Raw genomic sequence first — 25,893 nt, 5'->3', positions numbered from 1 at the left:
CCAGACCCGGCGCACAGTGGACCGATGCGTTCCTCGACCGCCGCAGCGAGCGGCATCCTCGCCATGGCCCTCACCGGCAGCAGCGTCGCCGTGATCGGCGCGACCGGCGCATTGCCGTCCTTCTCGGTGCAGGCGGGTCGCTACGCGCTCGCCGCCGCCGTCGTCACCGCGGTGCTCGTCGTGCGGTCGCACCGTTCGGGCCGGCGCCTTCGGCATCCCGCTCTCGCGGACGTCGGCTGGGCCGTCGCGGGCGCTGCGGCGGGGCTCGTCGGATTCAACCTCGTCATGATCGTCGGCGTGCAGCACGCCGAGCCGGCGGTGCTCGGCTCGGCCGTGGCCTGCATCCCGCTCGTGCTCGCGATCGCCGCTCCGATCGGTGCCGGCCGCGTGCCGTCGGCGCGTCTCGTGCTGGGCGGGCTCGTGGTGTCGGCGGGTGCCGTGCTCGTCACCGGATGGGGCCGCACCGACGCGATCGGCCTGCTGTGCGCGGCCGGGCTGGTCGCCTGCGAGGCCGCGTTCACGCTCTGCGCCGCGCGCGGCGCGGCCAGGCTCGGCGCGGTCGGCTACACCGCCTGGACGTGCGTCGTGGCAGCCGCCGCATTCGGCGCACTCGCGCTGATCGTCGAACGGCCCGATCCGCAGGCTCTGCTGCGGAGCATCGTGCCCGTGCTCTACCTCGGACTCGCCGTCACGGCTGCCGCCTTCGTGCTGTGGTTCGCTGCGGTGACCAGGCTGGGCGCGGATCGCGCGGGGCTGTGCGCCGGCATCGCGGCGCCGGCATCCGTCCTCACCGCCGTACTGCTCGGCGCCCCGGCGCCCGCACCGCTCGTGTGGGCGGGCATGGCGCTCGTCGCCGCGGGCCTCGCGATCGGCTTCCGCGGGCAGCTGCGAGCGCGCGCCGCCGTGACCTCGCCCGGGGTTCCGTCGCGCCGGTCACCGGCCTAGGCTCGGGCGCGAGCGCGCTCGTGCTGAGCGAGCGCCAGCGAGACGAAGCGCCGCTCGACACGTGTTCCTGCGCGAGACCGCGGGGAACCGCACGCGAAGGAGGCTCGGATGCAGACCTTGACGATCGACTTCATCATGTCGCTCGACGGCTACGGCGCGGCAGAGGGATGGCCCGGCTGGTGGGGGCTGGAAGGCCCGGAGTACCTGAAGTGGCTCGAAGACCTTCCCGAGCAGGACCATCCGATCCTGATGGGCGCGACCACGTACCGCGTCATGTCGGAGCTCACCGCCGGCGGTGAGGAGGGGACCGACGTGCTCAACGGGGTCCAGAAGTACGTGTTCTCGTCGACGCTCGAAGAGCCGCTCACGTGGCAGAACTCCACGCTCATCCGCGAGGACGCCGTCGAGTTCGTGCGCCGGCTCAAGGAGGAGTCGGACCGGCCGCTGCGGACCCTCGGCAGCGTGTCGCTGTGCCGCTCCCTGCTCGTGGCGGGACTGGTCGACCGCTACCGCGTCGTGGTGTTCCCGGTGATCACGGGGGCGACCGGGCAGGAGCGCATCTTCGACGGCTACCCCGACGTGCGGCTCGACCTCGTCGAGGCCCGCACGTTCGACCGGCGCAGCCAGCTGCTCGAGTACATGCCGACGGTGCTCGACCGCCCGCCTCTCGGCTGACGCGCCGGCACGGAGCGTAGGCTCAGCCCGTGCGTGCGATCGTCCATCACGAGTTCGGCGACCCGGCCCAGGTGCTCGGCGTCGAAGACCTGCCCCTGCCCGACCCCGGCCCGCGCGAGGTGCGCCTGCGCGTCCTGCTCGCGCCCATCCACAACCACGACCTGTGGACCATCCGCGGCACCTACGGCTTCAAGCCCGACCTGCCCGCCCGCGCCGGCACCGAAGCGGTCGGCATCGTCGACGCGATCGGCGACGAGGTCGAGGGCATCGAAGTGGGCCAGCGGGTCGCGAGCGGCGGGACGTTCGGCGTCTGGTCGGAGTTCGCGCTCGCGAAGGCCGGTGCCGTCGTCCCGGTACCGGACGGCATCCCCGACGAGGTCGCCGCGCAGCTCATCTCCATGCCGTTCAGCGCCATCTCGCTGGTCGACTTCCTCGAGGTCGGCGAAGGCGACGTGATCGTCCAGAACACGGCGAACGGCACGGTCGGCCGCCTGGTGGCGCAGATCGGCGCGAGTCGCGGCATCCACGTCATCGGCATCGTGAGAAGAGAAGCGGATGCCGCAGAGCTGGCCGCCGCGGGCATCCCCGATGTCGTCGCGACCGCCGACCCCGCGTGGCGGGAGCGGGTGAGGGAGCTCGCGGGCGAGCGGCCGATCCGCGCGGCGGTGGACTCGGTGGGCGGCTCGGCCTCGGGCGATCTGCTGCACCTGCTCGCCGACGGCGGCACGCTCGTGTCGTTCGGCGCGATGGCGTCGGACCGCATGGAGCTGTCGTCGGGCGACCTCATCTTCAAGCAGGCGGTCGTGAAGGGGTTCTGGGGCAGCAAGGTCTCGGCCGCCATGTCGTCCGAGACTCGGCGCGCCCTGTTCGGCGAGCTGTTCGGGCTGGTCGGCAGCGGGCGTCTGACGCTCCCAGTCGACAGCATCCACTCGTTCGACGACGTGCGCGCGGCCGTCGAGGCGAGCGCGCGTCCGGGCCGCGTGGGCAAGGTGCTGCTGCGCCCCTGACGCGCCAGCGGTCCCGCCGGCGGCATCCCGATCCCGAGACCGAGGATCCGGTCGCTGAGACCGGGGGTTCTGGCCGGGCCAGGGGTCGTGGCCACCGGTGTCGGCCGGGATCCCCGGTCTCGACGCGCCGGTGGCGTCTCAGGCGGGCTGGACGCCGCTGCCGGCTGCCGCGTCGGCGACGAGGTAAGTGCCTCCGCCGCTGATCACGAGGCCGTCGGGGCCGAGGTGCAGCACTTCGTTGACGAGGCCCCCGGTGTGGTTGCGGTAGTGGATGACGATGAGGTCGACGCCGGTGTACACGTCGACAACCTCGAACCGCAGATCGGGGATGCGCTCGAGCCCGACGGCCCAGTAGGCGCGGATCGCCTCCTTGCCGCGCAGCACCCCTCCCGTCTCGGGAAGCAGCTGCGCCGCGACGGGCGAGGTGAACTCTGCGTCGTCGGCGAAGTGCGAGAGTACCCCGTCGAGGTCATGGGCGTTCCACGCCGCGACCCACTCCTGCGCGAATCGGCGTGCTTCGGCGATCTCCACGTGCCCACGCTAGCCCGGTCCGTGGGCTGACCGGGCGCGTGTGACGGGTCAGCCGTTGCCGCGGCCTCCGCCGTCCCCGGGGCCTCCGCCACCGGGGCCACCACCGCCCGGGCCACCGCCTGTGCCGGGGTCGGGGCCGGGATCGGGGGTGTCGGGCGGGGGCGCCGGCGTGTTCGGCGGCGGGGTGGACGGCGCGGGCGTGGCCGGGCGTCCCACCAGCTCGGCCGGAGGAGCGGGGAAGGCGCCGCCCGGGTAGAGCTGATCGGCGACCGCCTGGATGTCGCGCACGATGGGGAGCCGGAGCGACGACAGCAGCCGGCCGTTGTACGAGGTGTGGAACAGGTCGCCGAAGCCGTTGGCGTTGCCCACCCAGGCCGTCGTGGTCACCCGCGTGTTCGACTGGACGAACCAGGTCTGATACTGCTCGTGCGTGCCGGTCTTGCCGATCGTCGGCGTGCCGTCGTTCGGGTTGCCCCCGGCGCCCGTGCCTCCGCTGCGGGTGACGCCCTGCAGCGCCAGCGCCGCGGCGGCCGCCACCCCCGGATCGACGACCTGCGTGCAGCGATCGCCGGGCACCGCGATCTCGGTGCCGTCGGCGTCGGTCACCCGCTCGATCACGCGCGGCACGCAGTAGACGCCGTTGTTCGCGATCGCGGCGTACGCCGACGCCAGCGCGACGGGCGCGATGTTGTTCGTGCCGATGATCGCCGCCGCGCCGTCGATGTCGACGGGCGTCCCGTCGCCGCGGGTCACGCCCAGGCGCGCGGTGACCTCCTCGATGTCGCAGAGGTCGAGCTGCTCCGCCATGCCGATGTACCCGCTGTTGAGGGATTGAGCGGTGAACTGCAGCGGTGTGCCGGTGTAGCCCGGCACGCCGCCGAAGTTGCGGACGATGTGCTTCTCCTGGTTGATCCACGGGCCCTCGCACCGGTCGGCCATGCGCGGGATCATCCGCAGAGTGCCGTTGACGCTCTGCGTGAGGGTGTGCCCCTTCTCGAGCCAGTCGACGAGGGTGAACAGCTTGAAGGTCGATCCCGTCGGGAAGCCCTTCGAGGCGCCGTGCACGAGATCACCCGCGTAGACGAGCGACGTGTACGCCGGGTTGGTGGCGGCGAGGTCGCGATCCTCGGTGAAGAGGTTGTTCTGGCTGATCGCCAGGATGCGTCCGGTGGCCGCTTCGATGCTGACGCTCGCGGCGCCGAAGTCCATGCCTCCCACCGACTGGGGGACGTAGCGCTGCATCGCGTCCTGCGAGACACTCTGCAGCCGCCAGTCGAGCGTCGTGTAGATGTTGAGGCCGTCGCGGGTGAGTGAGCGCTGACGGTCCTGGGCAGTCTCGCCGAAGGTGCTCGCATAGTCGGGGTCCGAGCGCACCGTGTTCACCACGTACTGGCAGAAGAACGGTGCGCCGGTCGCCGCGCATCCGGTGAGCGCCGGCTGCAGCACCGGGACGATCGGCTCGAGGGCCGCGGCCACGTACTGCTCCTCGGTGATGCGCCCGTCTTCTCGCATCCGGTCCAGCACGTACAGCTGGCGCCCCTTGGTGGCACTGTAGCCATCCGCCGCGGCGAGGTACTGCTCCTGCGTGATCGCTCCCTTGGCGAGCAGCGTGTCCAGCGCCGCGAGCGTGCCGGGGGTGACGTCCTCGACCGAGCCGTCGGCAGCCTTGTTGAAGGCCGCCCCGTCGGCACCCGGGATCGAACCTCCGGGCCGGTCGATGCGGAACGTGTTCGGGTTCTGCACGATCCCCGCCAAGGTCGCCGCCTGCCCGAGCGTGAGCTGTGCGGCGGTGGTGCTGAAGTAGTAGCGCGCGGCGGCCTCGATGCCGTACGTCGTCCCGCCGAAGTTGGCGATGTTCAGGTAGCCCAGCAGGATGTCGTTCTTCGAGTACTCCTGCTCGACCGCGACGGCGTAGCGGATCTCCTGCAGCTTGCGCTGATATCCGTCGACGCCGCTCGCGTCCGTCGCGTCGAGCCAGCACGCGCGCAGCACCTCGTCGCGCGTGGCGGTGTCGGTGGCGGCGGCATCCCGCTCGCACCGCTGCACCAGCACGTTCTTGACGTACTGCTGGCTGATCGAGGAGCCGCCCTGGGTCTGCCCGCCCTGGACGTTGCTGATGAGCGCCCGCGTCGTGCCGAGGATGTCGACGCCGCCGTGCTCGTAGAAGCGCGGGTCCTCGGACGCCAGGATCGCGTCGTACATGACGACCGAGACCTGGTCGAACGAGACCGGAACGCGGTTCTGGTCGTAGAACGAGGTCAGCTCGACGTCCTGTCCGGTCTGCGGATCCCGCGCGTAGATCGTCGTGGGCAGCATGAGCCGATCGATCTCGAGGTAGCTCGGCATGCTGTCGAACAGCGAGACGGCGGTGCTCGCCGCGGTGCCCGAGATCGCGATGGCCGGCGCCAGGGGCGCCACGATCAGGACCCCCGCGATCGCACTGAGCCCCAGCAGCCCGATGATGCCGCCGAGCACCCCGGCGACCGTGCGCCGGGTCCGCGGTATCGACGCGACCGGCGAAGAGACCTCTGATGGTTGCTTCACGGCGGCTACCTACCTGCTGAGCCCAGGATGACAGACGTCCGGTCCGACCGCGAGAGGGTGCGACCGTGACGCGTTCGACGGGTGCGTCGCGGATGAGGACACGCGGTGTCCGGGATGCCTCCTACCGTCGTCTCATCGACGAGAGGAGCCGCCATGGCCACGACTGGATCCGCTACTCCCCAGGGCTACACGACGGTCGCACCGTGGGTCGTCACCGACGACACCGGAGCCCTGCTCGACTTCGTCTCGGCGGCTTTCGGCGGGGAGGAGCTCGCCCGTGTGCGCACCGAGGACGGCTCCATCGGTCACGCCGAGACCCGCATCGGCGACACGGTCGTGCTGGCGTTCGACCGGCGCCCGGAGTGGCCGGTCATGCCGAGCCTGCTGCGCGTCTGGGTGCCCGACGCGGACGAGGCGTTCGCCCGGGCGCTCGATCGCGGGGCGAGTGTGGTGACCGCGCTCGGCGACAACGCCTTCGGTCAGCGCGGCGGTCGCCTGAAGGACCCGTTCGGCAACATCTGGTGGGTCACCCAGCAGGTCGAGACGGTGCCCGAGGACGTCATGTGGCAGCGCCTGCGGCAGCCGGCCCACGCCGAGAACATGCGCTACGCGCAGGAGTCCCTCGACGCCGAGCTCAGCGGGTCGACGGTCGGGCGCAGCAGCGCGCCGCGGCAGACGGCGACGGACTGAGCGGCCCTCCGCCGAGCGTCGTCCGCAGCCAGCCGAGGATGGCAGCTGAAGCCTCGGGGTCGAGACGTCTGCCATCGGCGTTGCTGCCTGGAGAGGATCGCCGTCGGCGCGCACGTCGATCTGCGCGTCCTCCCGCACGACGCCGCTCCCGTCTCGGGTGCAGGCGTAGTTTGGAGGGCATGGCTCGCATCCTCGCCGTCACCGGCGGCTACGTCGTCCCTGTCAGCTCCGACCCCATCGAGAACGGCACCGTGATCGTGACCGACGGGCGGATCAGCGCCGTCGGCGGATCCGACACCCCGGTGCCCGACGGCGCCGAGGTCGTCGACGCATCCGGCAGCTGGGTGGTGCCCGGCTTCGTGGAGTCGCACGGGCACATCGGGGTGCACGAGGAGGGCGAGGGCTGGTCGGGCAACGACACGAACGAGATGACCGACCCGAACGGGTCGCGCTTCCGTGCCCTGGACGGCATCGACATCGAGGAGGAGGGCTTCCGCGACGCCCTCCGCGGCGGCGTCACGACGGCCGTGATCAAGCCCGGCTCGGGCAACCCGATCGGCGGCCGCACGGTCGCGATCAAGACGTGGGGCGGCCGCACGGTCGACGAGCAGATCCTCGCCGCCGACGTGTCGGTCAAGTCCGCGCTCGGCGAGAACCCGAAGCGCGTGTGGGGCGACAAGGGCAAGACGCCGCAGACCCGGCTGGGTGTGGCATCCGTCCTCCGCGACGCGTTCGCGGCGGCCCAGGCCTATGCCGAGAAGCGGGACGCGGCGGCCGAGAAGGGCGAGCCCTTCGAGCGCGACCTCGGCAAAGAGACGCTGGCCGCGGTGCTCGCGGGCGACCTGCTGTGGGACCAGCACTGCCACCGCCACGACGACATCGCCACGGCCATCCGCATCGCGGAGGAGTTCGGCTACACGCTCGTGGTGAACCACGGCACCGAGGCGCACAAGATCGCCGACGTGCTGGCCGAGAAGCAGATCCCGGTGATCTTCGGACCGCTGCTCACCTCGCGTTCGAAGGTCGAGCTGCGCGACCGCGCCATCGGCAACCTGGCGCTCATCGCCGAGGCCGGCGTCAAGGTCGCGATCACGACGGACCACCCCGTGGTGCCGATCGACCAGATCCGCCTGCAGGCGATCCTCGCGGTGCGCGACGGGCTCCCCGCGACGACCGCGCTCGAGGCGCTCACCGCGAACCCGGCCGACATCCTGCGCCTGAACGACCGTGTCGGCGCGCTCGACGTCGGCCGCGACGGAGACGTCGTGGTGTGGTCGGGCGACCCGCTCGCCGTCGACTCGCGCGTGCAGCGCGTCTTCATCGAGGGTCGCTCGGTCTACGAGCCCGCCGCCGACGGCTCGGGCTCGCGCACGGTCGAGCGCTGGGAGCGCTTCGGCCGCACCGCCTGGAACTGATGCAGACACGGACGGAGGGGGTGGATGCCGGGCCCCGGCATCCACCCCCTCCGTCGTGTCCGCAGTCACATGTCGTGCGCGTGCGCGGCGAAGGCGTCGAGGGCGGTGCGCAGGGCGGGCGAGTCCTCCTGCGAGCGGCGGTGGACCGCCAGGACGTCGCGGGTCGAGGCGGGCCCGGCGGTGGGGATCGCGACGAGGTCGGGCCCGAGGTCGCGGCGCCCCAGCCGGGGCACCAGGGCGACCGCGAGGCCGGCGCGGGCGAGCTCGACATGGTTCTCGAACTCCATCGACTCGTGCACGATGCGCGGCGCGTTGGGAACGCCGTCGAAGAGCCGCCGCAGCCACTGACGGCAGATGGTGGCTTCGAACGTGGCTACCCAGCGCTCCCCGGCGAGCTCTTCGGGATGCAGCTCGTGGCGGTCCGCGAGCGGGTGATCCCGCGGCAGGATGACATCGGCCACGTCGGTGAACAGGGGCGTCGAGACGAGGTGGTCGGGCATCGCGAGAGCGACACCGCCCCAGCGGTGCACGATGCCGAGGTCGCGTTGACCCGACGCGACGAGCGCGATGGTCTCCCATGGCTCGCTCTCGCGCAGCGGCAGGGTGAGCGCGGGGTGGCGCTCGGCGAGGTCGCTCAGCACGGGGATGACGAGCCCGCGCACCACGGTCGAGAACGCGGCGATGCGGATCTCACCGGTGATGCGGTCCTCGTCCCCGGCGAGCTGCAGGTCGGCGCGCAGGCGCTCGAGGTCGGCGAGGATCGGCGTGGAGGCGACCACGAGGCGCGTGCCCGCCTCGGTGAGGATGACGCCGCGCCCCGCACGCTCGAGGAGCGCGATGCCGGTCTCGCGTTCGAGTCGCTTCACCTGCTGCGAGACGGCGGAGGGCGTGTAGCCGAGGGCGGTCGCGGCGGCGACGACGCTGCCCTGCGTGGCCACGGCGCGGAGCGAGACCACCGCTTCGAGATCGATCATGAAGCAAAGCTACAAGATTCCATGAGAAAAGGGTTGCTTGTGCTTCATCGATGGTCGCGGTGAAGTGGAAGACATGAATCGGCGTGACATGGTGCTGGCGGCGGCCGTCGCCACTTTCTGGGGCTTCAACTTCGTCGTCATCGACTGGGGCATGGACGGCATCCCACCCCTGCTGTTCGTGGCGATCCGCTTCGCGGTGGTCGCGCTCGCCGCCGTCGTGGTACCGCGGCCGCGGACCACCTGGCGGACGATCATCGGCGTCGGCCTCTTCATGAGCCTCGGGCAGTTCGGGCTGCTGTACACGTCGATGGCGCTGGGGCTGCAGCCGGGCCTTGCGGCACTCGTGCTGCAGGCGCAGGCGGTGTTCACGATCCTCATCGCCGCGGCGGTGCTGCGTGAGCGGCCGACGGCGGCGCAGCTGATCGGTGTCGGCCTCGGCATCGTGGGGCTGTCGATCGTGGCGGCCGGCCGCGGCGGCGACGCTCCCGCACTCGCCGTGGCGCTGGCGCTCGCCGCCGCGTTCTCGTGGGGCATCGGCAACGTGATCTCGCGGCGGGCCGGCACGGTCACCGGGCAGGGAAGGCTCGGTTCGCTGTCGCTCACGGTGTGGTCGGCGATCGTCGTCCCGATCCCCGCACTCGGGCTGTCCTTCGCGGTGGAGGGCTCCAATGCGATCGTCGCCGGCCTCGCGGCGTTCGGCTGGCAGTCGGCCCTGTCGACGCTGTACACGGCGGGTCTGTGCACGATCATCGGCTACTCGATCTGGAACGCGCTGCTCGCCCGCAACCCCTCCGCCGCGGTGGTGCCGTGGACGCTCCTCGCCCCTGTCGTGGCCATGGCGTCCGCCGCCCTGCTGCTCGGGCAGATCCCCACGCCGGCCGAGGTGGTCGGGGGCGTCCTCCTCGTCGGTGGCGTGCTCGTCACGGGGCTGCGCAGCCGGCGGCGGGCGTCCGGCGCATCGGTGGCGCCGGTGCCCGCCCCGGTGCCCGCGCCGGCGCCCGCCCCCACGCTGCGCGGCGGGTGAGAGGTCACACCCGCGACCCGGATGCCTCGGGCGCGGCGGCTGCAGGGGTCGAGGCATCCACATCCTCCCCGAGGTCGGTGCGCTCCCGGAGGAACAGCGAGCACACCAGGGCGGCGGCGATGACCGCCGCGATCACGACGAAGACCGCGCGTGGATCGACGGCGTCCGCGAGCACGCCGAGCAGAGGCGTGAGCAGGCCGCCGAGAGCGGTCGCCATGCCGAGGGTGACGCCGCTCGCGGTTCCGAGATGGCGCGGCAGGTACGCGTGCGACAGCGTCACATGCAGGGCGAACGGCAGGAAGAGCGCCCATCCGAGCACCCCCGCGAGCACGATCGCGGTGACGTCGGTGGCCGCGAAGACATAGCCGACCGCCGCCGCCGTCGCGAGCGCGTAGCCCAGCACGATGACGCGGATGCGGCCGAACCGGTCGGCGAAGAACCCGCCCACGAGCGTGCCGAGCGCCGCCGCCGCCGAGAACACCGTGAGGGCGACGTTGCCGACGTCGGTCGTGGTGCGGAAGCGGTCGATCACATCCAGGGCGACGAACGACCGCGCCCCGACGTACGCCACCGACCACAGGCTCACGATCAGCAGCAGCCACGCGAACCTCGACCACAGGTCGCGAGGACCGGGAGTGGATGCCGCCGCCGCCGTCTCTACGGAGCCCGCAGCGCTTGCGGAGGTCTCGGAGCCCGCAGCGCTTGCGGAGGTCGAGGCCCCGGTGGGCCGAAGCGCCGCGCGTCGGTTGAGCACGAGGTAGACGGCTGCGACCGCGATCGTCGGGATCAGCAGCAGCGGCGTGGCCCGAAGTCCGAGGATGCCGACGGTGACCCCGACCCCGATGGGCGCGATCGCGGCGCCCACGTTGCCGCCGACCGAGAAGATGCTCATCGAGCGGTTGGTGCCGCCCCCCGCCTCTTTCGCGGCGACCGTGGCGGCCGGGTGGTATGCGGCGACGCCGAGCCCCGACAGCGAGAACACGATCCACGTGAGCCAGTAGTTCGCCGAGGTGAGGCCGGCGACTGCGATGCCGAGCGCCGCGACGGCGAGGCCCACCACGATCAGCGGACGCAGGGCGAAGCGGTCGGTGAGCCAGCCGAACACGGGCTGGAAGACGCTCGACAGCGAGGTCGCGGCGAGGGTCAGCCCGGCGACCGCCGCATAGTCGTAGTGCTGCTCGAGCACGAAGTACGGCAGCAGTGCTGCCGCGGCGCCCGTCTGGAAGTCGTTCATCAGATGCGTGCCCACGAGCGACCAGAAGAGGGCGCGACGCGGCGACGGGACGGAAGAGGCGGAAACCATGGCGGCCACCTTACTCCTCAGACAAGTTGATAAGTCAAGTCCGCTGGACAGGTCTCCCGGATATGCTGTGCAGGGGTTGCCCCGCTGCCCGTCCGACAACCGGAGGTTGAGAATGGCCGCGATCGTCCACCGTGCGCCGCTCGCCGCGCAGGCAGCGGAGATCCTGCTCGGCCGCATCCGCGCCGGCGAGTTCGCGCTCGGGCAGCGTCTGCCGGGCGAGACGACCCTCGCCGCACAGCTCGGCGTCGGGCGCTCGACGATCCGCGAGGCCGTCCGCGAGCTCGCCGGCAGGGGCGTGCTCGACTCCCGCCAGGGTGCGGGGGTGTTCGTCACGGCGCTCGACGTGGCCGACGACTGGGACACCGTGCTGCGCCGCGCCTCCATCACCACCGTCATCGAGGCGCGCATCGCGATCGAAGCAGAGGCCGCCGCCCTGGCGGCCGAACGCCGAACCCCCGCCCAGCTGCGCGGGCTGCGCGCGGCGCTCGCCGCCCGTGCGTCCGCCGACCCCGCACCCGAGCCGCACGTCGACGTCGATATGGCACTGCACCGGCTGATCGTGGCGGCGTCGGGCAACGAAGTGCTGGTCGAGCTGTTCGACGGCTTCGTCCCGCGCGTGCGCTCGGCGATGGTCGACATGCTCAAGATCCGCCCGACGGCGTCGCACGAGGCGGATCAGGCGGCGCACGCCGCCGTCGTCGACGCCATCGCGGCGCGTGATGCCCGCGCCGCCGCCGAGCTCACCCGCGCGCACTTGAACACGCTGAAGTTCGCGTTCGCCTGACACGGCTGAGAGGGAGTGGATGCCTCGGCCCGAGGCATCCACTCGCTTGCGGTCTACGCGACCGTCAGCCGCTCGCCCCGCACCGGGACCCGCAGGCGCCCACCCTGGCCGGCGTAGCCGAACACCCGCTCGAGGCGCTCGAGCGTCTCGCTGAAGTGCGCCCACCCCTCGCCGTGCACCGGGACGATGAGCGCATCGCCGAGCGCCTCGGCCGCCTGCAGTGCGGTGTGGGCGTTGAGCGTCACATCCGTGTCGCCGAAGCGGCCGGGGTTGGCGGCGCCGACGAAGAGCACCGCCACGTCGATGGGCGCGAATCGTGCGGCGATCTCGCGCACGAGGGCGACCGAGGCGTTGTCGCCCGAGACGTACAGGGTGGGCTCGCCGGCGGCGCGCAGTACGAAGCCGGTCACCACGCCGCTCAGCGCCTCGGCGCCCTCGGGTCCGTGCAGGGCGGGCACGGCGGTGATCTCGACGGCGCCGACGGCGGTCGTCTGCCACGGCTCGAGGCCGACGACGCCGGGGATGCGGCCTGCGGCGTCGGGGGTCGACAGGACCGTGGGAACGCGCTCGAGCAGGGCCCGACCGGCGTGGTCGAGGTTGTCGAAGTGCTGGTCGTGCGAGAGCAGCACCACATCGACGGCGCCCAGCGCCTCGACGGGGACAGCCGGTCCGGTGAGCTTGTGCAGCACGACGGGACCGTCGTAGTCCTGGGGCTCGTCGAACGTCGGGTCGGTCAGGAACGACAGCCCGGCGTAGTCGAACTGCAGCGTGGGGCCGCCGACGAGCAGCGCGGACAGCGTGGTCGTGGGGGTTTCGGTCGTCGTTTCGGTCATGACCCGATGCTCGCGCGGCGCGCGCCACGGCAACAGTGGCCCGAAGGCAGTAATTCGCTAAGATCGGGCCATGCCGGATGCCGCTCCTCTGCGCTGCGTGGCGGTGCTCGCGTTCGAGGGCATCAGCCCGTTCCACCTGTCGGTGCCGACGCTCGTGTTCGCCGCCGCCGGGCTCGACAGCGCCGATCCCCTGTACGACGTGGTGGTGTGCGCCGAGGAGCCGGGCTCGCTCATGAGCGGGGCCGGCTACCGCATCGCCGTCGACGCCGGGCTGGAGGCCTTCGCATCGGCCGACATGATCGTGCTGCCCAGCTGGCGGCAGGGCCGCGCGCCGTCCGGCGCACTGCTCGACGCCGTGCGCGCGGCTCACGCGCGTGGAGCGCGGATCGTCGGGCTGTGTCTCGGCGGGTTCGTCGTCGCCGCCAGCGGCATCGCCGACGACCGCGAGGTGGTCACGCACTGGGCGGCGGCCGATCGGCTGGCCGCCGAGCATCCCGCCGTGCACGTTCGCCGCGACGTGCTCTGGCTCGACCATGGCGACGTCATCACGTCGGCAGGCGTCGCGGCGGCACTCGACTGCTGTCTGCACATCGCGCGCCTCGACCACGGCGCCGCTGCCGCCAACACGCTCGCCCGAGCGTTGGTGCTCGCGCCGCATCGCAGCGGCTCGCAGGCCCAGTACATCCCGGTGCCGCTGGCGGATCCGGTCGGTGGCGAACCCATCGAAGAGGCGATGGCGTGGGCGCGGGCCCGCCTGGCCGAACCGCTCGAGCTCGACACCTGGGCGGCGGCCGTGCACCTGTCGCGCCGCACGTTCACGCGCCGCTTCCGTGAACGGACAGCGACGAGCCCGCAGCAGTGGCTGCTCACCCAGCGCCTCGATCACGCGCGGCTGTTGCTCGAGACCGACGACACCCCCGTCGAGCTGGTCGCCGAGCAGTCCGGCTTCGGCAGCGCCGTGACGCTCCGCCACCACTTCGCGCGCCGCCTGGGGGTGAGCCCCGCGGCGCACCGCGCGCAGTTCCGCGGTCGCGCGCACGTGTGACGCGCCCGGTGCGCCGGCCGGCCGGTCGCGGGCAGTCCACTCACGATCCTCTGGCGTGAATGACCCTGCGAAGTCCTGGATCGCCCCGATCAGGAGCAGAGTAGAGGTCGATGGCCCCTCCAGAATCCTCTGATCCCTCGACGCCGATCGCGCGCGACCGCCCCATCCGCATCGGGGTGCAGCTCAAACCCCAGCACGCGACCGCCCATCGGCTCCGCGAGGCGCTGGTCGCGGCGGAAGATCTGGGCGCCGACGTGGTCTTCACGTGGGACCACTTCTTCCCCCTCTCGGGCGACCCGGACGGTGCGCACTTCGAGGCGTGGACGATGCTGGCCGCCTGGGCGGAACGCAGCGATCGGGTCGAGCTGGGCGTGCTCGTGAGTTCGACGGGCTATCGGAATCCGAACCTGCTCGCCGACATGGCCCGGACGGTCGACCACATCAGCGATCGCGGTCAGGGTGGCCGCTTGATCCTGGGCATCGGAGCCGGTTGGGCCGAGCGGGACTACGACGAGTACGGGTACGCGTTCGGGTCCGCCGGAGACCGCCTGCGGCAGCTGGATGCCGACCTCACGACGATCCGTCGTCGCTGGGACGTGCTGACGCCGCCTCCGACGCGACGGATCCCCGTGCTGATCGGGGGCGGCGGTGAGAAGGTGACCCTGAAGATCGCCGCGCGGCACGCCGACATCTGGCACGGGTTCGGGGATGCCGAGACCATCGCCCACAAGCACCTCGTGCTCGACGACTGGTGCCGACGCGTCGGACGGGACCCCGCCGACATCGAGCGCTCGGCCGGAGTCAGCCCGAAGCCCGGAAGGTATCCGGAGGACCTCGACGACTACCCCGCCCACGCCGAACGGCTGTTCGAGGTCGGCACCCGGCTGTTCACGGTCGGGGTCGAGGCTCCGCGATGGGACCTCGGACCCGTTCGGGATCTCGTCGCATGGCGCGACAGCCGCAACGCGGCCGGTGGCGCCTGAGGACCTGCGGGCGCGCCCCCGCCTGTCCGCGCCAACACGCCCCTCTCCGCCATGCCCATGCCCTCCTCCCCACGCCGATGCCCTGGGCTGCGCGACCATGCCCTTTCCACCGCGACCGCACCCGTTCCGACGCGACCATGCCATTTCCTGCGTGACCGTGCCATTTGCTGCGTGGCCATGCCCCGCTCGACAAGAGCATGGTCGACGGCGGGAGGGCATGCTCGGGCGTGAAGGGACATGGTCGAGCGGAACCGGGCATGCTCGCGCGGGAAGGGGCATGGTCGGCGCTGGAAGGGGCATGGTCGGCGCTGGAAGGGGCACGGTCGGCGCCGGGAAGGCATGGGCGGCGGCGCCGGCAGGGCCGGCGGGGGTGGAGTGGATGCCGGGGGCCCGGCATCCACTCGCCCGAGGTCTGTGCGGCTAGGCCTGGTGGACCGTCCGGCCCGCCACCACCGTGCGGACCACCCTCGTCTCGAGCAGCTCGTCGGGGTCGGCGGCGAAGATGTCGCGGTCGAGCACGATGAAGTCGGCGCTCAGCCCCGCGGCGATGCGGCCGTACGCGCCCTCCGCACGGCTCGCCCAGGCGGCGTCGCGCGTCGCATGCTCGATCGCGGTCAGGAGCGGCAGCGCGTAGGCCGGCACGTTCGCGGGCAGCGACGGGTCCAGCGCCGAGCGGCGGGTCGCGGCGATGAACATGTTCGGCAGCGGCGCGTGGGGCGACGTCGGCGAGTCGGTGCCGAACACGAGCGGGGCGCCGGCGTCGGTCATCTCGGGCCACGGGAAGCCGCGGTCGACCCGGTCGTCGCCGAGCATCGCGCGCCAGTTCTCCTGGATCGCGGGATCGGCGTGCACGGGCTGCATGCTCGCGGTGATGCCGAGCGTGGCGAGGCGGTCGATGTCGGCGCGCTCCACGACCTCGAGGTGCTCGATGCGGTGGCGGCGCTCGCGCGGGCCGTTGACGGCGATCGCGTGCTCGACCGCCGAGATCGCGATGCGCACGGCCTCGTCGCCGATGGCGTGCATCGCGACCTGGAGGCCTGCGGCGTCCGCGGCGGCGACGACCGGGGCAAGCTCCTCGAGGCTCCACACCGGGTCGGGGGCGCTGCCGTCGGAGTACGGATGGCCGACCGCCGCCGTGCAGCCGTCGACCGTGCCGTCGATCATGACCTTGATGCCGACGACGCGCAGCCACTCGGACGTGTGCGCGGCGGCGAGGTCAGCAGCGCGCGCGACCTGCGCGACGTTGTGCGCCTCGTCTCCGGTCGGCTGCACGCGCCAATGCCCGGCGATGTGCGCGGTCAGGGCGCCCGCCCGTTCGGCGCGCACCATGGCGGCCAGGTCGGCCTCGTCCAGGCCCATGTCGGTCGCCGCCGTGACGCCGGTCTCGGCGTAGCCGCGCAGGGCGGCCGCCAGGGCCGCATCGCGATCGTCGTCGGTCGTGAAGCCGGCGAGGACCGGCTGCACCAGCAGGTGCATGGCGGTCTCGTCGACGAGCCCCGACGCGCGCCCGTCGGGGTCGCGGTGCACCATGCCGCCCGCAGGATCGGCGGTGTCGTCGTCGATGCCCACCTCGGCGAGAGCGGCGGTGTTGAGCCAGATCGAGTGGAAGTCGTACGCGTCCGCGTACACCGGACGGTCGGCGACGACCGCGTCCAGCAGCTGCCGCGTCGGTCGCCCGCCGACGGCGGCGTGCTGCCACCCCTGCGCACGGATCCGCGGGGTGTCGGGGTGCGCCGCGGCGAACGCGCCGATGCGGCGCTGGATCTCGTCGAGGGTCGTGGCGCCCCACAGGTCGACCTGCCCTGCCGCCTCGCCGGTGCCGACGATATGAGCGTGACCGTCGACGAACCCCGGCAGCACGGTGGCGCCCCCGAGGTCTACCTCTGCGGCGTCCGCACCGGCGATGCGCCGCGCGGTGGCGTCGTCGCCGACGTAGGCGACGAGGCCGTCCCGGACGACGAGGGCGCCGGCCCACCGGCGGGCATCGGCCGTGAAGACGTGGGCGTTCGTGTACAGGGTCGTCATGGCCGACCGTCCTTTCCGAGCGGGGTGCGCAGCAGCGCCGCATAGATGAGCACCGAGACCAGCATCCCGGCGGGGACCGACAGGTCGATGTAGCCGAGGGCGGCCGAGACGGGGCCCGTCCACACCGTGGTCGACAGGCACGCCGCCGTCGCGATGCCGCCGAGGAGCACCGCCGCCACGCCGGGGACGCTCCAGCCGCCGCTGTACCAGAACCGGCCGCGGCGGTCCTCGTCGAACAGCTCTTCACCGTCGTACCGGTTGCGGCGCAGCACGACGTCGGTGACGAAGACGGCCATCGTCGGCGCCGACACGATGACGAGGAACTGCAGCATCAGGTTGACGGCATCCAGCAGGCTCGTCGACAGCGCGAGGTAGATCGTGAGCGCCGTTCCGATGACGCCGACGACGATCGCCGCCGGGATGCGGCGCAGCGGGATGCCGATCGCCTGCAGCGCCATGCTCGAGGTGTACGTCGTCATGCCGTTGAGGGCGACGGTGTTGACGATGACGCCGATCACGAGGACGGGTCCGAGCCAGCCGGGCAGGATGCCCAGCAGAGCGGATTCGATGCCGGCATCCATCCCGCCCAGGACGACGGTCGCCAGCAGCACGCCCACGAACGTGAAGACCATGCCGGGCAGGGCGCCGCCGAGTGCCGTCGCGGCGATGATGTGCGACGGCTTCGTCGACCGCGGCAGGTACCGGGCGATGTCGGGGCTGTTGATGTACGAGATCGGCCCCGACGCGATGAGCGTGAACCCGATCGTGATCGACGACCACAGCGCCACCCCCGAGAGCGGCTCGGCCGCCTGGTACGCCCAGTCCACCTGCGGCAGGATGAACGCGGTCACGGTCACGAAGATGACGGCCAGGACGATGGCGAGCCACGAGTAGACGCGCAGGATCAGCGCGTGCCCGTACACGGCGACGAGCACCGTGAGCGCCGAGATGACGAGGGTCACCGCGATCGGCACGACGACGGGATCGGTGAGCCCCATGCCGGCGAGCAGGTCGGCGCCGAGGAACGACGAGGCCAGCCAGTTGAGCGCCAGGAACACGGCGCCGATGAGCCAGCCGGTGAACGCGACGACCGGCTTGTTGCCGATGATGCCGTAGATGGCGCGTGTGATGACCGAGCCCGATGTGCCCGCGGCGGGTCCGCTGATGGCGATGATGCCGGGGAACACCCACATGAGCGAACCGGCGACGACGACGAGCATGGCCTGCCAGAGCTCCAGCCCCAGCAGGACGAGCGTCGCGCCGACGGTGAAGTTCAGGATGCTGACGCTCGGCGCCGCCCAGACGAAGAAGAGGTCGCGGGCGCGTCCGTGCCGCTCCTCCGCCCCGATCAGCTCGATCCCGCGGGTCTCGGGCTGGGTTGCGGCATCCACGAATCCGTCTGCGGGAGTCGGTGGGGCCTTGGTGGTCGGTGCTTCGTGTGACACGGGGGTCCTCTCGGGGCGGCAGGACGTCGTCGTCGTTCGCCGGCGGCTTCGTTGCTTCGGGAAGTGATGAGTGGATGCCAGTCCTATTGGCCGCGGGGCCAATAGACTATTGGTCACACATCCAATAACATGACGGGCATGGTGTCAAGCGGTTCAGAGCGGCGGATCCGCAAGCGCCCCGAGGAGCGGCGCGAAGAGATCCTCGGCGCCGCCGCGGCCATCGCGCTCGCCGAGGGGCTGGAGCGCGTCACCCTGCGTGCCGTCGCCGACCGGCTCGGCGTGCGCCCCGGGCTCATCACCCACTACTTCCCTGCCGCAGAGGACCTCGTGGCCGCCGCGTTCGCCCGTGCCGCCGCCGGCGAGCGCGAGCAGCTGTTCGCCGGCGAGGGCGACCCGCTCGCGCGCCTGCGGCGATTCGTCGAGGTGATCGGAGGCGACCAGTCGCGCGACCTGTCGCGGCTCTGGCTGAACGCGCGGCACCTGTCGCGCTTCAGTCCCGTGCTCGATGCCGCCGTGATCGAGCAGGAGGCGCGCAACGACGACGGCATCGTCGCGCTCATCGAGGACGGGGTGAGGGCCGGCGTGTTCACCGCCGACGACGCGCTCCGCGCCGGCGTGCGGATCCTGATGGCGGTCGACGGCCAGAGCGCCTACGTCAACAACACCCGCGAGGCGGGTGGCGCGGCCTACCGGGATTTCGTGGCAGAGACCGCCGAATGGACCCTGGGGCTGCGCCCCGGCACGCTCACGCCGGCACGCGGCGAGCGCTGATCCGCGCTCGCTCAGCGACCGGTCGCGGCATCCCACCACTCCAGCACGCGGGTGCCCGACAGCGTGAGCCAGCGGGATGCCTCGCCCTCGGCCGCATCCACGTCGAACCACGTGCGACCGGGCAGCGGCGCCGTCTGCAGCCACGTGCCGTCGGGCTGCCGGGCGTCGCGGACGACCTCGACCGCCTCGGCCAGTCGCGGATCGGGCGGCGTGCCTTCGAGCAGTGACACGTCGCGGAAGTGGTCGAGCGCGTACAGCGCGCTGTAGCGGTGGCGGTTCGGGTGCACGAACCGCGTCACGAAGTCGCCCACGACCTCACCCGTGCTCGCGCGGAACATCAGCCGCCGCGACAGCAGGTACTCCTCACCGCCGTGCCGTGCCTCGCGCATGCTGGTGTCGCCCGTGATCCGCTCGTACGCGAGGATGCCGCGCGCCGCGTTGAGCGTCGAGTGGAACGACGAGCGCACCGAGTCGCCCTCTTCGGCCTCGCAGTTCCAGCCGCCGTCGGCCAGGCGGTGCGCCGGGAACCACTCGACGAGCCGGGACACGTCGGCGCCCAGCCAGGCGCCGCTGGCGAGCGTGTAGGAGTTGATGCAGACGTCGACCTCGCCGCCCCAGTACGGCATGTCGTCGTACTCCCAGCGGCTGTGCGCGGCGATGCGCTCGGCGGTGTCGCCGAGCACGGCGGCGTCGACGCCCCACTCGCGCAGGTCGCGCAGCGACCACGTGGTCGCCACCCACGGCTGGCCCGGCTCCTTCGCCTCTGCGGTGTCGAAGAACGCCGTGCCGCCGGGGAAGAACGCGCCGCCCGCCCACTGCCCGTCGGGATCCTGCCTGGCCAGGAGCGCGGCGCCGAACCCCTCGGTGGGCACCCGCGCCCGTGTCGCCTGCCACACCTCCGGCGGTGCGCCCGCGACATCGCGCTCGACCTGCCAGCGCAGCGCGGGGTCGGAGTCGAGCAGCCATTCCAGCACCTGCGGTTCGACGGCCATGCGCGGCAGGCTACGCCGCTCCTCCGACACGCGGAACCCGGGCCGTCGTCGGGCCCCGGCCGCCGGCATCCACCCCGCCGTTTTGCGCAAAGCACAAGATTCGTCCAGACAAGTCCGAATCGATTCGATAGTATGATCGGCAGCCGTTTTCCGGCCCTTCCGTCTTCGCCGTCTCCCTCGAGAGTTCGCCTTCATGTCCACCGCCCTGACGACGGGCCGCCCCTGGCGCGTCATCGTCCTGTTCGCCGTGCCCCTGCTCATCGGCAACGTCGTCCAGCAGCTGTACCAGTTCGTCGACGCCGTCGTCGTCGGACGCCATCTCGGCGTCGACGCGCTCGCCGCCGTCGGCGCGACCGGCAGCATGCTGTTCCTGCTGCTCGGCTTCGCGTGGGGCCTGACGTCGGGCTTCGCGATCCCGACCGCGCAGGCGTTCGGCGCCCGCGACTACGCCGCCGTCCGCCGCTCGGTCGCCGCCGGCACGATCCTCACCGCCGTGTGCACCGTGCTGATCACCGTGGGCGCGCCGCTGCTCGCGGGTCCGTTGCTCTCGCTGCTGCAGACGCCGGCCGAGCTCATGGACGACGCGATCGTCTTCGCGCAGATCAGCTTCCTCGGCGCGGGCGCCATGATGTTCTTCAACTACCTGTCGGCGATCATCCGCGCGATCGGCGACTCGCGGACGCCGCTGGTGTTCCTCACGCTCGCGTGCGGCCTGAACGTGGTGCTCGTGATCCTCATGGTCGGCACCTTCGGCTGGGGCGTCGGCGGTGCGGCCCTGGCGACCGTCGTGTCGCAGGCGATCTCGGTGCTGCTGTGCCTGGAGTTCGTGCGCCGTCGCGTTCCGGTGCTGCACCTTCATCGCCAGGACTGGCGGGTCAGCCGCGCCGACCTCGCCGAGCACCTGCGACTCGGCCTGCCCATGGGCTTCCAGGCCTCGATCATCGCGATCGGCACGCTGTCGGTGCAGGTGGCACTCAACGAGCTGGGCGCCGAGGCGGTCGCCGCCTACACCTCGGCCTCGCGCGTGGACGGCCTGGCCGTCGCGCTGCTGCAGTCGCTGGGGCTCGCCGTGTCGATGTTCGTCGCGCAGAACCACGGCGGGGGACGCCCGGACCGCATCCGCAAGGGCGTGACCCAGGCGACCTGGATCTCGCTGGCCGCGGCCCTCGTGCTCGGCGCGCTGCTCATCGCCTTCGGCGCGCACCTCGTGCAGCTGTTCGTCGGCGACGCCGCGACCGAGGTCATCGACCTCGCCGCCCAGATGCTCGCGATCAACGGCGCGACCTACTGGATCCTCGCCGTGCTGTTCGTGCTGCGCGGCGCGCTGCAGGGACTCGGGCACACGCTCATCCCCACGGTCACCGGGGTGATCGAGCTCGTCATGCGCGTGGCGGCCGCCGTGGTGCTGGGAGCGATCTTCGGCTTCATCGGCGTCGCGGCGAGCAACCCGCTGGCCTGGCTCGGCGCGGTGGTCGTGCTCATCCCCGCGTACGTGGCGGCCCATCGCAAGCTCGCGCACGAGCCGATCACCCCCGCCGTCGCCACCCCGACGACGCCGATCGCGATCGTGGGCCCGACCGACGGCTCGATGGTGGTGGATGCCGTCGTCACGGCGCCGATCGTGCTGCCGACCGCCGCGCAGACGGCGAGCCCGACGCCGCCGCGTCGGCGCCGCCGCTTCCCGGTGCGCCGCCCGCGCGACCGCACTCCTCGGGCCTGATCCGCGCCCCCGAGCCCGTGTCTCGTCGAGACGGGGGATTCGCGCCGAGACCGAGGGCGACGCCCCGCGTCTTGCGGTGAATCCCTTGCGTCGACGCAGAGATCCCCGGTTTCGGCGAGTGGATGCCGGATCCCGGTCTCGGCGGCGTCGACCCCGTCTCACCACGGCGGCCGTGGCCGCCGGCATCCGTCAGTCGTCGAAGACGTTCCAGCAGATGGGGCTGCGCAAACGCTGGTCGTCGAGCACGAGCTCGCGGATCGCGTCGGGCAGCTGGGCGCGCTGCCAGTCCCGCTCGTGCCGGCGCGCCGCGTCGGCCTCGGTCTCGGGTGCGGATGCCGCCACCGCCCTGATCGCGTAGGCCGCGGCGCCGAGCTCGTGCGCGGGGACGTGGGCGACGGCCACGGCCTGGCCGGCGGCCAGCGCGACGAACCGCGCGGGATCGGGCAGTCCCTTGCCGGCGGCGTTCGCGACGAACGCGCGCTGGTGCGCCTCGCGCATCGGGACCTCGCCGCGGATCCACGCGCGGCTGAGCTCGAGCGTGTCGGTGAGCACGGGGTCGCCGGGCCGCTCGGCCTCGAAGAGCGGCAGCACGTGCTCCACGCACGCGATCGCCCACTCCGCCAGCAGGTGGTGGTCGGCATCGGTGAGCGTGCCACCCCTCCGGACGGTGATGAACCGGGGGTCGCGGACGGCGGGGAGGATCGGCATCCCCTCATCATGCCGTTCCGGCCCCCCGGCAACCCGTGCACCTTGCGCCTGCGGGCGCCCGCTGATTCGCTGAAGGGAGACCCCGGACGAGGAGCGAGAATGGCCACCAGCATTGCGGACGTGTTCGTGCAGACCCTCGTGGATGCCGGTGTCACGAGGGTGTGGGGGCTGCCGGGGGACTCGCTCAACGCCTTCACCGACGCGCTGCGGCGAGACGGACGCCTGCGCTGGCTGCACATGCGGCACGAGGAGTCCGCGGCGTTCGCCGCGGGTGCCGAGGCCGAGATCACGGGCGAGCTGGCCGTCGTCGCCGGCAGCTGCGGTCCGGGCAATCTGCACTTCATCAACGGCCTGTTCGACGCGCAGCGCTCGCGCGTGCCGGTGCTGGCGATCGCGTCGCACATCCCGTCGGCCGAGATCGGCAGCGGGTACTTCCAAGAGACGCATCCGCAGGAGCTGTTCCGCGAGTGCAGCGTCTACTGCGAGATGATCTCGGACCCGTCGCAGATGCCGTGGGTGCTCGAGATCGCGATGCGCGCAGCGGTCGAGAAGCGCGGGGTGGCGGTGGTCGTCGTGCCCGGCGACGTGTTCTTCGCGGATGCCCCGTCCCGCCGCCCCTCGGCGCCGATCCGCGCCGCACAGCCCTCGGTCGTGCCGAGTGACGCAGAGCTGCGGGCGGCCGCTGACATCCTCGACGGCGCAGGGCGCGTCACGATCCTCGCCGGCGCCGGCGTCGCCGGCGCCCACGACGAGGTGCTGGCGCTGGCCGAGCGGCTGCAGGCGCCGATCGTGCACGCCTTCCGCGGCAAGGAGCACATCGAGTACGACAACCCGTACGACGTCGGCATGACCGGCCTGCTCGGCTTCGCCTCGGGCTACCGCGCCATGGAGAAGTGCGACGCGCTGCTCATGCTCGGCACGGACTTCCCGTACCGGCAGTTCTACCCGTCGAAGGCGAAGATCGTGCAGGTCGATCTGCGCGGCGAGCAGCTCGGCCGGCGCACGCCGATCGACCTCGGGCTCGTCGGAGACGTCGGCGTGACGGCATCCGCTCTGCTGTCGTATCTGCGCGGCGACCGCGACGACGGGCACCTGCGCGACGCCGTCTCGCACTACCGCAAGACCCGCAAGGATCTCGACGACCTGGCCGTCGACGACGGCAAGCAGCCGCTGCACCCGCAGTTCGTGGCGCGGCTGCTCGACCAGCTCGCCGACGACGACGCCGTCTTCACGGCCGACGTCGGCGAACCGGTCGTCTGGGCCGCCCGCTACCTCTCGATGACGAAGGAGCGCCGCCTGCTCGGATCGTTCACCCACGGCTCGATGGCGAACGCCATGCCGCAGGCGCTCGGCGCGCAGGCGGTCGATCGCGATCGCCAGGTGATCGCACTGTCGGGCGACGGCGGGATCGCGATGCTGCTGGGCGACCTGCTGTCGATCCGGCAGAACGACCTGCCGATCAAGGTCATCGTGTTCAACAACTCGGCCCTGGGCTTCGTCGAGGTCGAGATGAAGGCGGCGGGGATCGTGAACTTCGGCACGACGCTGGACAACCCCGACTTCGCCGCCGTCGCGACGGCGATGGGGCTCACCGGCATCCGCGTCGAGCGCGGCGACGAACTGGAGCCCGCGCTGCGGCGTGCGCTGCAGGTGCCGGGACCGGTGCTGGTGGACGTGAAGGTGGCGCGTCAGGAGCTGTCGATCCCGCCCGCCATCACCGCGGCGCAGGCGAAGGGCTTCACCCTGTGGGCCCTGCGCACGGTGCTGTCGGGTCGCGGCGACGAACTGCTCGACCTGGCCGATACGAACCTGTGGCGCCGCCTCTTCGGCTGACGTCGCTCGTGCTCTCGTGAGGCCGGGGATTCTGGCTGAGACCGCGGGCGCCGTGCCCCGGCTCAGCCGGAACGCCGGGGCTCGGCGGCGTGGTCCTCGGTCTCGCGACGCGGTGCGGCCGGTCGCGGGCGATGAGGAGGCTTGCTAACGTATTTGCGTATGAGCGCAGATACGCAGGGTTGCGGCTACTCGGTGGACAGCACGTACGTCGAACTCGCCGTCGAGGTCTTCGCGATGCTCGCGGATGCGACCCGTGTGCGCATCGTCCTCGCGCTGCAGGATGCCGGCGAGCTGTCGGTCAACCACCTCGCCGACATCGTCGACAAGTCCCCGGCCGCCGTGTCGCAGCATCTCGCGAAACTGCGCCTGGCGCGCATCGTGTCGACCCGGCAGGAGGGGCAGCGCGTCTTCTACCGCCTCGAGAACGAGCACGCATCGCGCCTGGTCGCCGATGCGATCTACCAGGCCGAGCACTCCCTCGGCGGCATCCCCCGGCACCACCACACCCGCGGCGGGTCGTGACCGCCGCGACGACGGGTCGTCACGGGCACGACGACCACGGGCACGACGACCACGGGCACGACGACGGGCACGGAGACCACGGGCACGACCACGGGCACGACCACCCCCATCCCCACGATCACCACGACGGTCACGGGCACGCGCATCACCACGCGGGCGGGCTGCGCGGTGTGCTGCACGAGGTGTTCGTTCCGCACTCGCACGACGCTGCCGACGCGATCGACGACGCCATGGAGGCGAACGCGGCCGGCATCCGGGCGCTCAAGACCAGCCTCGTCATCCTGCTCGCGACCACCGTGCTGCAGGCGATCGTGGTGGCCTTCAGCGGTTCGGTGGCGCTGCTGGCGGATACGGTCCACAACCTGTCGGACGCGCTGACGGCGGTGCCGCTGTGGATCGCGTTCGTGCTGGGCCGGCGGGCGGCATCCCGTCGCTACACCTACGGCCTCGGCCGCGCCGAAGACCGCGCGGGACTGTTCATCGTCTTCGTGGTGGCGCTGTCGGCGGTCGTCGCGGCCTGGCAGGCGATCGACAGGATGCTGCACCCTCAGCCGCTCGACCACCTCGGGTGGGTGATCGCCGCGGGCGTCATCGGGTTCGCGGGCAACGAGGCCGTGGCGGTGTACCGCATCCGCGTGGGCAGGCGCATCGGGTCGGCGGCGCTCGTGGCGGACGGCGTCCACGCCCGCACCGACGGGTTCACGTCGCTCGCGGTCGTCGTGGGCGGGATCGGCGTACTGCTCGGCTTCCCGCTCGCCGACCCGATCGTGGGGCTGGTCATCGCCGCCGCGATCTTCGTGCTGCTGATCGGCACCGTGCGCAGCGTCGGCCGGCGGCTCCTCGACGGCGTCGAGCCCGAACTCGTCGACCGCGCCGAGCACGCCCTGGAGCACGTCGACGGCATCGAGCGCATCGACCGGCTGCGGCTGCGCTGGGTCGGGCATCGCCTGCAGGGGGACGCCCTGGTCGCGGGTCGTCGCGGCACCGACGCCGACGCGGTGGCGCTCGCCGCCGAGGCCAGCGTGCGGACCCACCTGCGCAACGTCGACGACTTCACCGTGACGGTGCGCTCTGCCCGTGATGCGAACGCGGAGCGCGTCGGGAGCACCCCCTAGGCTCGCAAC

23 protein-coding genes are annotated in these 25,893 nt (G+C 72.1%); 14 read left to right on the top strand and 9 right to left on the bottom strand.

Annotation, left to right across the window (positions count from 1 at the left end):
- Window positions 1-24 precede the first annotated feature (24 nt).
- The 3 genes from FB391_RS16885 (at window position 25) to FB391_RS16875 (ending at window position 2,627) form a co-directional block, all read left to right on the top strand.
- Window positions 25-945, top strand: a complete 921-nt coding sequence (locus FB391_RS16885) for a DMT family transporter (RefSeq protein ID WP_141896254.1) — start codon at window positions 25-27, stop codon at window positions 943-945.
- 108 nt (window positions 946-1,053) lie between these two features.
- A complete protein-coding gene (locus FB391_RS16880; RefSeq protein ID WP_141896253.1) occupies window positions 1,054-1,620 on the top strand; it encodes a dihydrofolate reductase family protein in 567 nt (188 codons plus the stop codon).
- A gap of 29 nt (window positions 1,621-1,649) precedes the next feature.
- Entirely contained in the window at window positions 1,650-2,627 is a 978-nt protein-coding gene (locus FB391_RS16875; RefSeq protein WP_141896252.1) for a zinc-binding dehydrogenase, read from the top strand.
- 138 nt (window positions 2,628-2,765) lie between these two features.
- On the opposite strand, the gene FB391_RS16870 is transcribed toward FB391_RS16875, so the two are convergent.
- Both FB391_RS16870 and FB391_RS16865 read right to left on the bottom strand, forming a co-directional pair.
- Complete coding sequence (locus tag FB391_RS16870) at window positions 2,766-3,158, bottom strand: nuclear transport factor 2 family protein (protein WP_141896251.1); 393 nt, start codon at window positions 3,156-3,158, stop codon at window positions 2,766-2,768.
- Between the two features lie 48 nt (window positions 3,159-3,206).
- On the bottom strand, window positions 3,207-5,702 hold the full coding sequence (locus FB391_RS16865) for a transglycosylase domain-containing protein (RefSeq protein WP_246093585.1): 2,496 nt from the start codon (window positions 5,700-5,702) through the stop codon (window positions 3,207-3,209).
- 153 nt (window positions 5,703-5,855) lie between these two features.
- Between FB391_RS16865 and FB391_RS16860 the strand changes: the two genes are divergently transcribed.
- Window positions 5,856-6,392, top strand: a complete 537-nt coding sequence (locus FB391_RS16860) for a VOC family protein (RefSeq protein WP_141896250.1) — start codon at window positions 5,856-5,858, stop codon at window positions 6,390-6,392.
- Window positions 6,393-6,571: 179 nt separating this feature from the next.
- Entirely contained in the window at window positions 6,572-7,807 is a 1,236-nt protein-coding gene (locus tag FB391_RS16855; protein ID WP_141896249.1) for an amidohydrolase, read from the top strand.
- Window positions 7,808-7,872: 65 nt separating this feature from the next.
- Here FB391_RS16855 and FB391_RS16850 read toward each other — a convergent pair whose 3' ends face one another.
- A complete protein-coding gene (locus FB391_RS16850; RefSeq protein WP_141896248.1) occupies window positions 7,873-8,781 on the bottom strand; it encodes a LysR family transcriptional regulator in 909 nt (302 codons plus the stop codon).
- A 73-nt stretch (window positions 8,782-8,854) separates the two neighbouring features.
- On the opposite strand from FB391_RS16850, the gene FB391_RS16845 reads away from it, so the two are divergent.
- The gene (locus tag FB391_RS16845; RefSeq protein WP_246093584.1) at window positions 8,855-9,805 is read left to right on the top strand and encodes an EamA family transporter; all 951 of its coding nucleotides are present in this window, start codon (window positions 8,855-8,857) and stop codon (window positions 9,803-9,805) included.
- Window positions 9,806-9,809: 4 nt separating this feature from the next.
- Here the strand turns inward: FB391_RS16845 and FB391_RS16840 are convergent, their stop codons facing one another.
- Complete coding sequence (locus FB391_RS16840) at window positions 9,810-11,108, bottom strand: MFS transporter (RefSeq protein ID WP_185843145.1); 1,299 nt, start codon at window positions 11,106-11,108, stop codon at window positions 9,810-9,812.
- Window positions 11,109-11,220: 112 nt separating this feature from the next.
- Between FB391_RS16840 and FB391_RS16835 the strand changes: the two genes are divergently transcribed.
- Entirely contained in the window at window positions 11,221-11,892 is a 672-nt protein-coding gene (locus FB391_RS16835) for a FadR/GntR family transcriptional regulator (RefSeq protein ID WP_141896246.1), read from the top strand.
- A 53-nt stretch (window positions 11,893-11,945) separates the two neighbouring features.
- On the opposite strand, the gene FB391_RS16830 is transcribed toward FB391_RS16835, so the two are convergent.
- Window positions 11,946-12,725, bottom strand: a complete 780-nt coding sequence (locus FB391_RS16830) for an MBL fold metallo-hydrolase (protein WP_141896245.1) — start codon at window positions 12,723-12,725, stop codon at window positions 11,946-11,948.
- A 70-nt stretch (window positions 12,726-12,795) separates the two neighbouring features.
- Here FB391_RS16830 and FB391_RS16825 point away from each other — a divergent pair, with 70 nt between their 5' ends.
- A complete protein-coding gene (locus FB391_RS16825; RefSeq protein ID WP_141896244.1) occupies window positions 12,796-13,770 on the top strand; it encodes a GlxA family transcriptional regulator in 975 nt (324 codons plus the stop codon).
- A gap of 110 nt (window positions 13,771-13,880) precedes the next feature.
- Window positions 13,881-14,753: an LLM class F420-dependent oxidoreductase gene (locus tag FB391_RS16820; RefSeq protein ID WP_141896243.1), complete on the top strand. Its 873-nt coding sequence runs from the start codon at window positions 13,881-13,883 to the stop codon at window positions 14,751-14,753.
- 420 nt (window positions 14,754-15,173) lie between these two features.
- Here the strand turns inward: FB391_RS16820 and FB391_RS16815 are convergent, their stop codons facing one another.
- Complete coding sequence (locus FB391_RS16815) at window positions 15,174-16,778, bottom strand: amidohydrolase (RefSeq protein WP_141896242.1); 1,605 nt, start codon at window positions 16,776-16,778, stop codon at window positions 15,174-15,176.
- Window positions 16,775-18,223, bottom strand: a complete 1,449-nt coding sequence (locus FB391_RS16810; RefSeq protein ID WP_246093583.1) for a purine-cytosine permease family protein — start codon at window positions 18,221-18,223, stop codon at window positions 16,775-16,777. The genes FB391_RS16815 and FB391_RS16810 overlap by 4 nt, the downstream gene beginning before the upstream one ends.
- A gap of 138 nt (window positions 18,224-18,361) precedes the next feature.
- Between FB391_RS16810 and FB391_RS16805 the strand changes: the two genes are divergently transcribed.
- Window positions 18,362-18,994, top strand: a complete 633-nt coding sequence (locus tag FB391_RS16805) for a TetR/AcrR family transcriptional regulator (protein WP_342778211.1) — start codon at window positions 18,362-18,364, stop codon at window positions 18,992-18,994.
- Between the two features lie 11 nt (window positions 18,995-19,005).
- Here FB391_RS16805 and FB391_RS16800 read toward each other — a convergent pair whose 3' ends face one another.
- Window positions 19,006-19,986 (bottom strand): squalene cyclase, encoded by a 981-nt coding sequence (locus tag FB391_RS16800; protein ID WP_141896240.1) that lies wholly within the window; start codon window positions 19,984-19,986, stop codon window positions 19,006-19,008.
- Between the two features lie 193 nt (window positions 19,987-20,179).
- On the opposite strand from FB391_RS16800, the gene FB391_RS16795 reads away from it, so the two are divergent.
- The gene (locus FB391_RS16795) at window positions 20,180-21,706 is read left to right on the top strand and encodes an MATE family efflux transporter (protein WP_141896239.1); all 1,527 of its coding nucleotides are present in this window, start codon (window positions 20,180-20,182) and stop codon (window positions 21,704-21,706) included.
- Between the two features lie 189 nt (window positions 21,707-21,895).
- Here FB391_RS16795 and FB391_RS16790 read toward each other — a convergent pair whose 3' ends face one another.
- Entirely contained in the window at window positions 21,896-22,414 is a 519-nt protein-coding gene (locus FB391_RS16790) for a putative immunity protein (protein WP_141896238.1), read from the bottom strand.
- A gap of 99 nt (window positions 22,415-22,513) precedes the next feature.
- Between FB391_RS16790 and poxB the strand changes: the two genes are divergently transcribed.
- The 3 genes from poxB (at window position 22,514) to FB391_RS16775 (ending at window position 25,884) form a co-directional block, all read left to right on the top strand.
- Window positions 22,514-24,247, top strand: a complete 1,734-nt coding sequence (gene poxB, locus FB391_RS16785; protein ID WP_141896237.1) for a ubiquinone-dependent pyruvate dehydrogenase — start codon at window positions 22,514-22,516, stop codon at window positions 24,245-24,247.
- Window positions 24,248-24,406: 159 nt separating this feature from the next.
- A complete protein-coding gene (locus FB391_RS16780) occupies window positions 24,407-24,769 on the top strand; it encodes an ArsR/SmtB family transcription factor (RefSeq protein ID WP_185843144.1) in 363 nt (120 codons plus the stop codon).
- Window positions 24,770-24,939: 170 nt separating this feature from the next.
- Window positions 24,940-25,884, top strand: coding sequence for a cation diffusion facilitator family transporter (locus tag FB391_RS16775; RefSeq protein ID WP_141896337.1), 945 nt, complete (start codon window positions 24,940-24,942; stop codon window positions 25,882-25,884).
- The last annotated feature ends 9 nt before the right edge of the window (window positions 25,885-25,893 follow it).

It is taken from the genome of Microbacterium kyungheense, assembly GCF_006783905.1.
Classification (GTDB): domain Bacteria; phylum Actinomycetota; class Actinomycetes; order Actinomycetales; family Microbacteriaceae; genus Microbacterium; species Microbacterium kyungheense.
The sequence above is the reverse complement of the archived record's forward strand: the minus strand, read 5'-3'. Positions and strand labels throughout refer to the sequence as shown.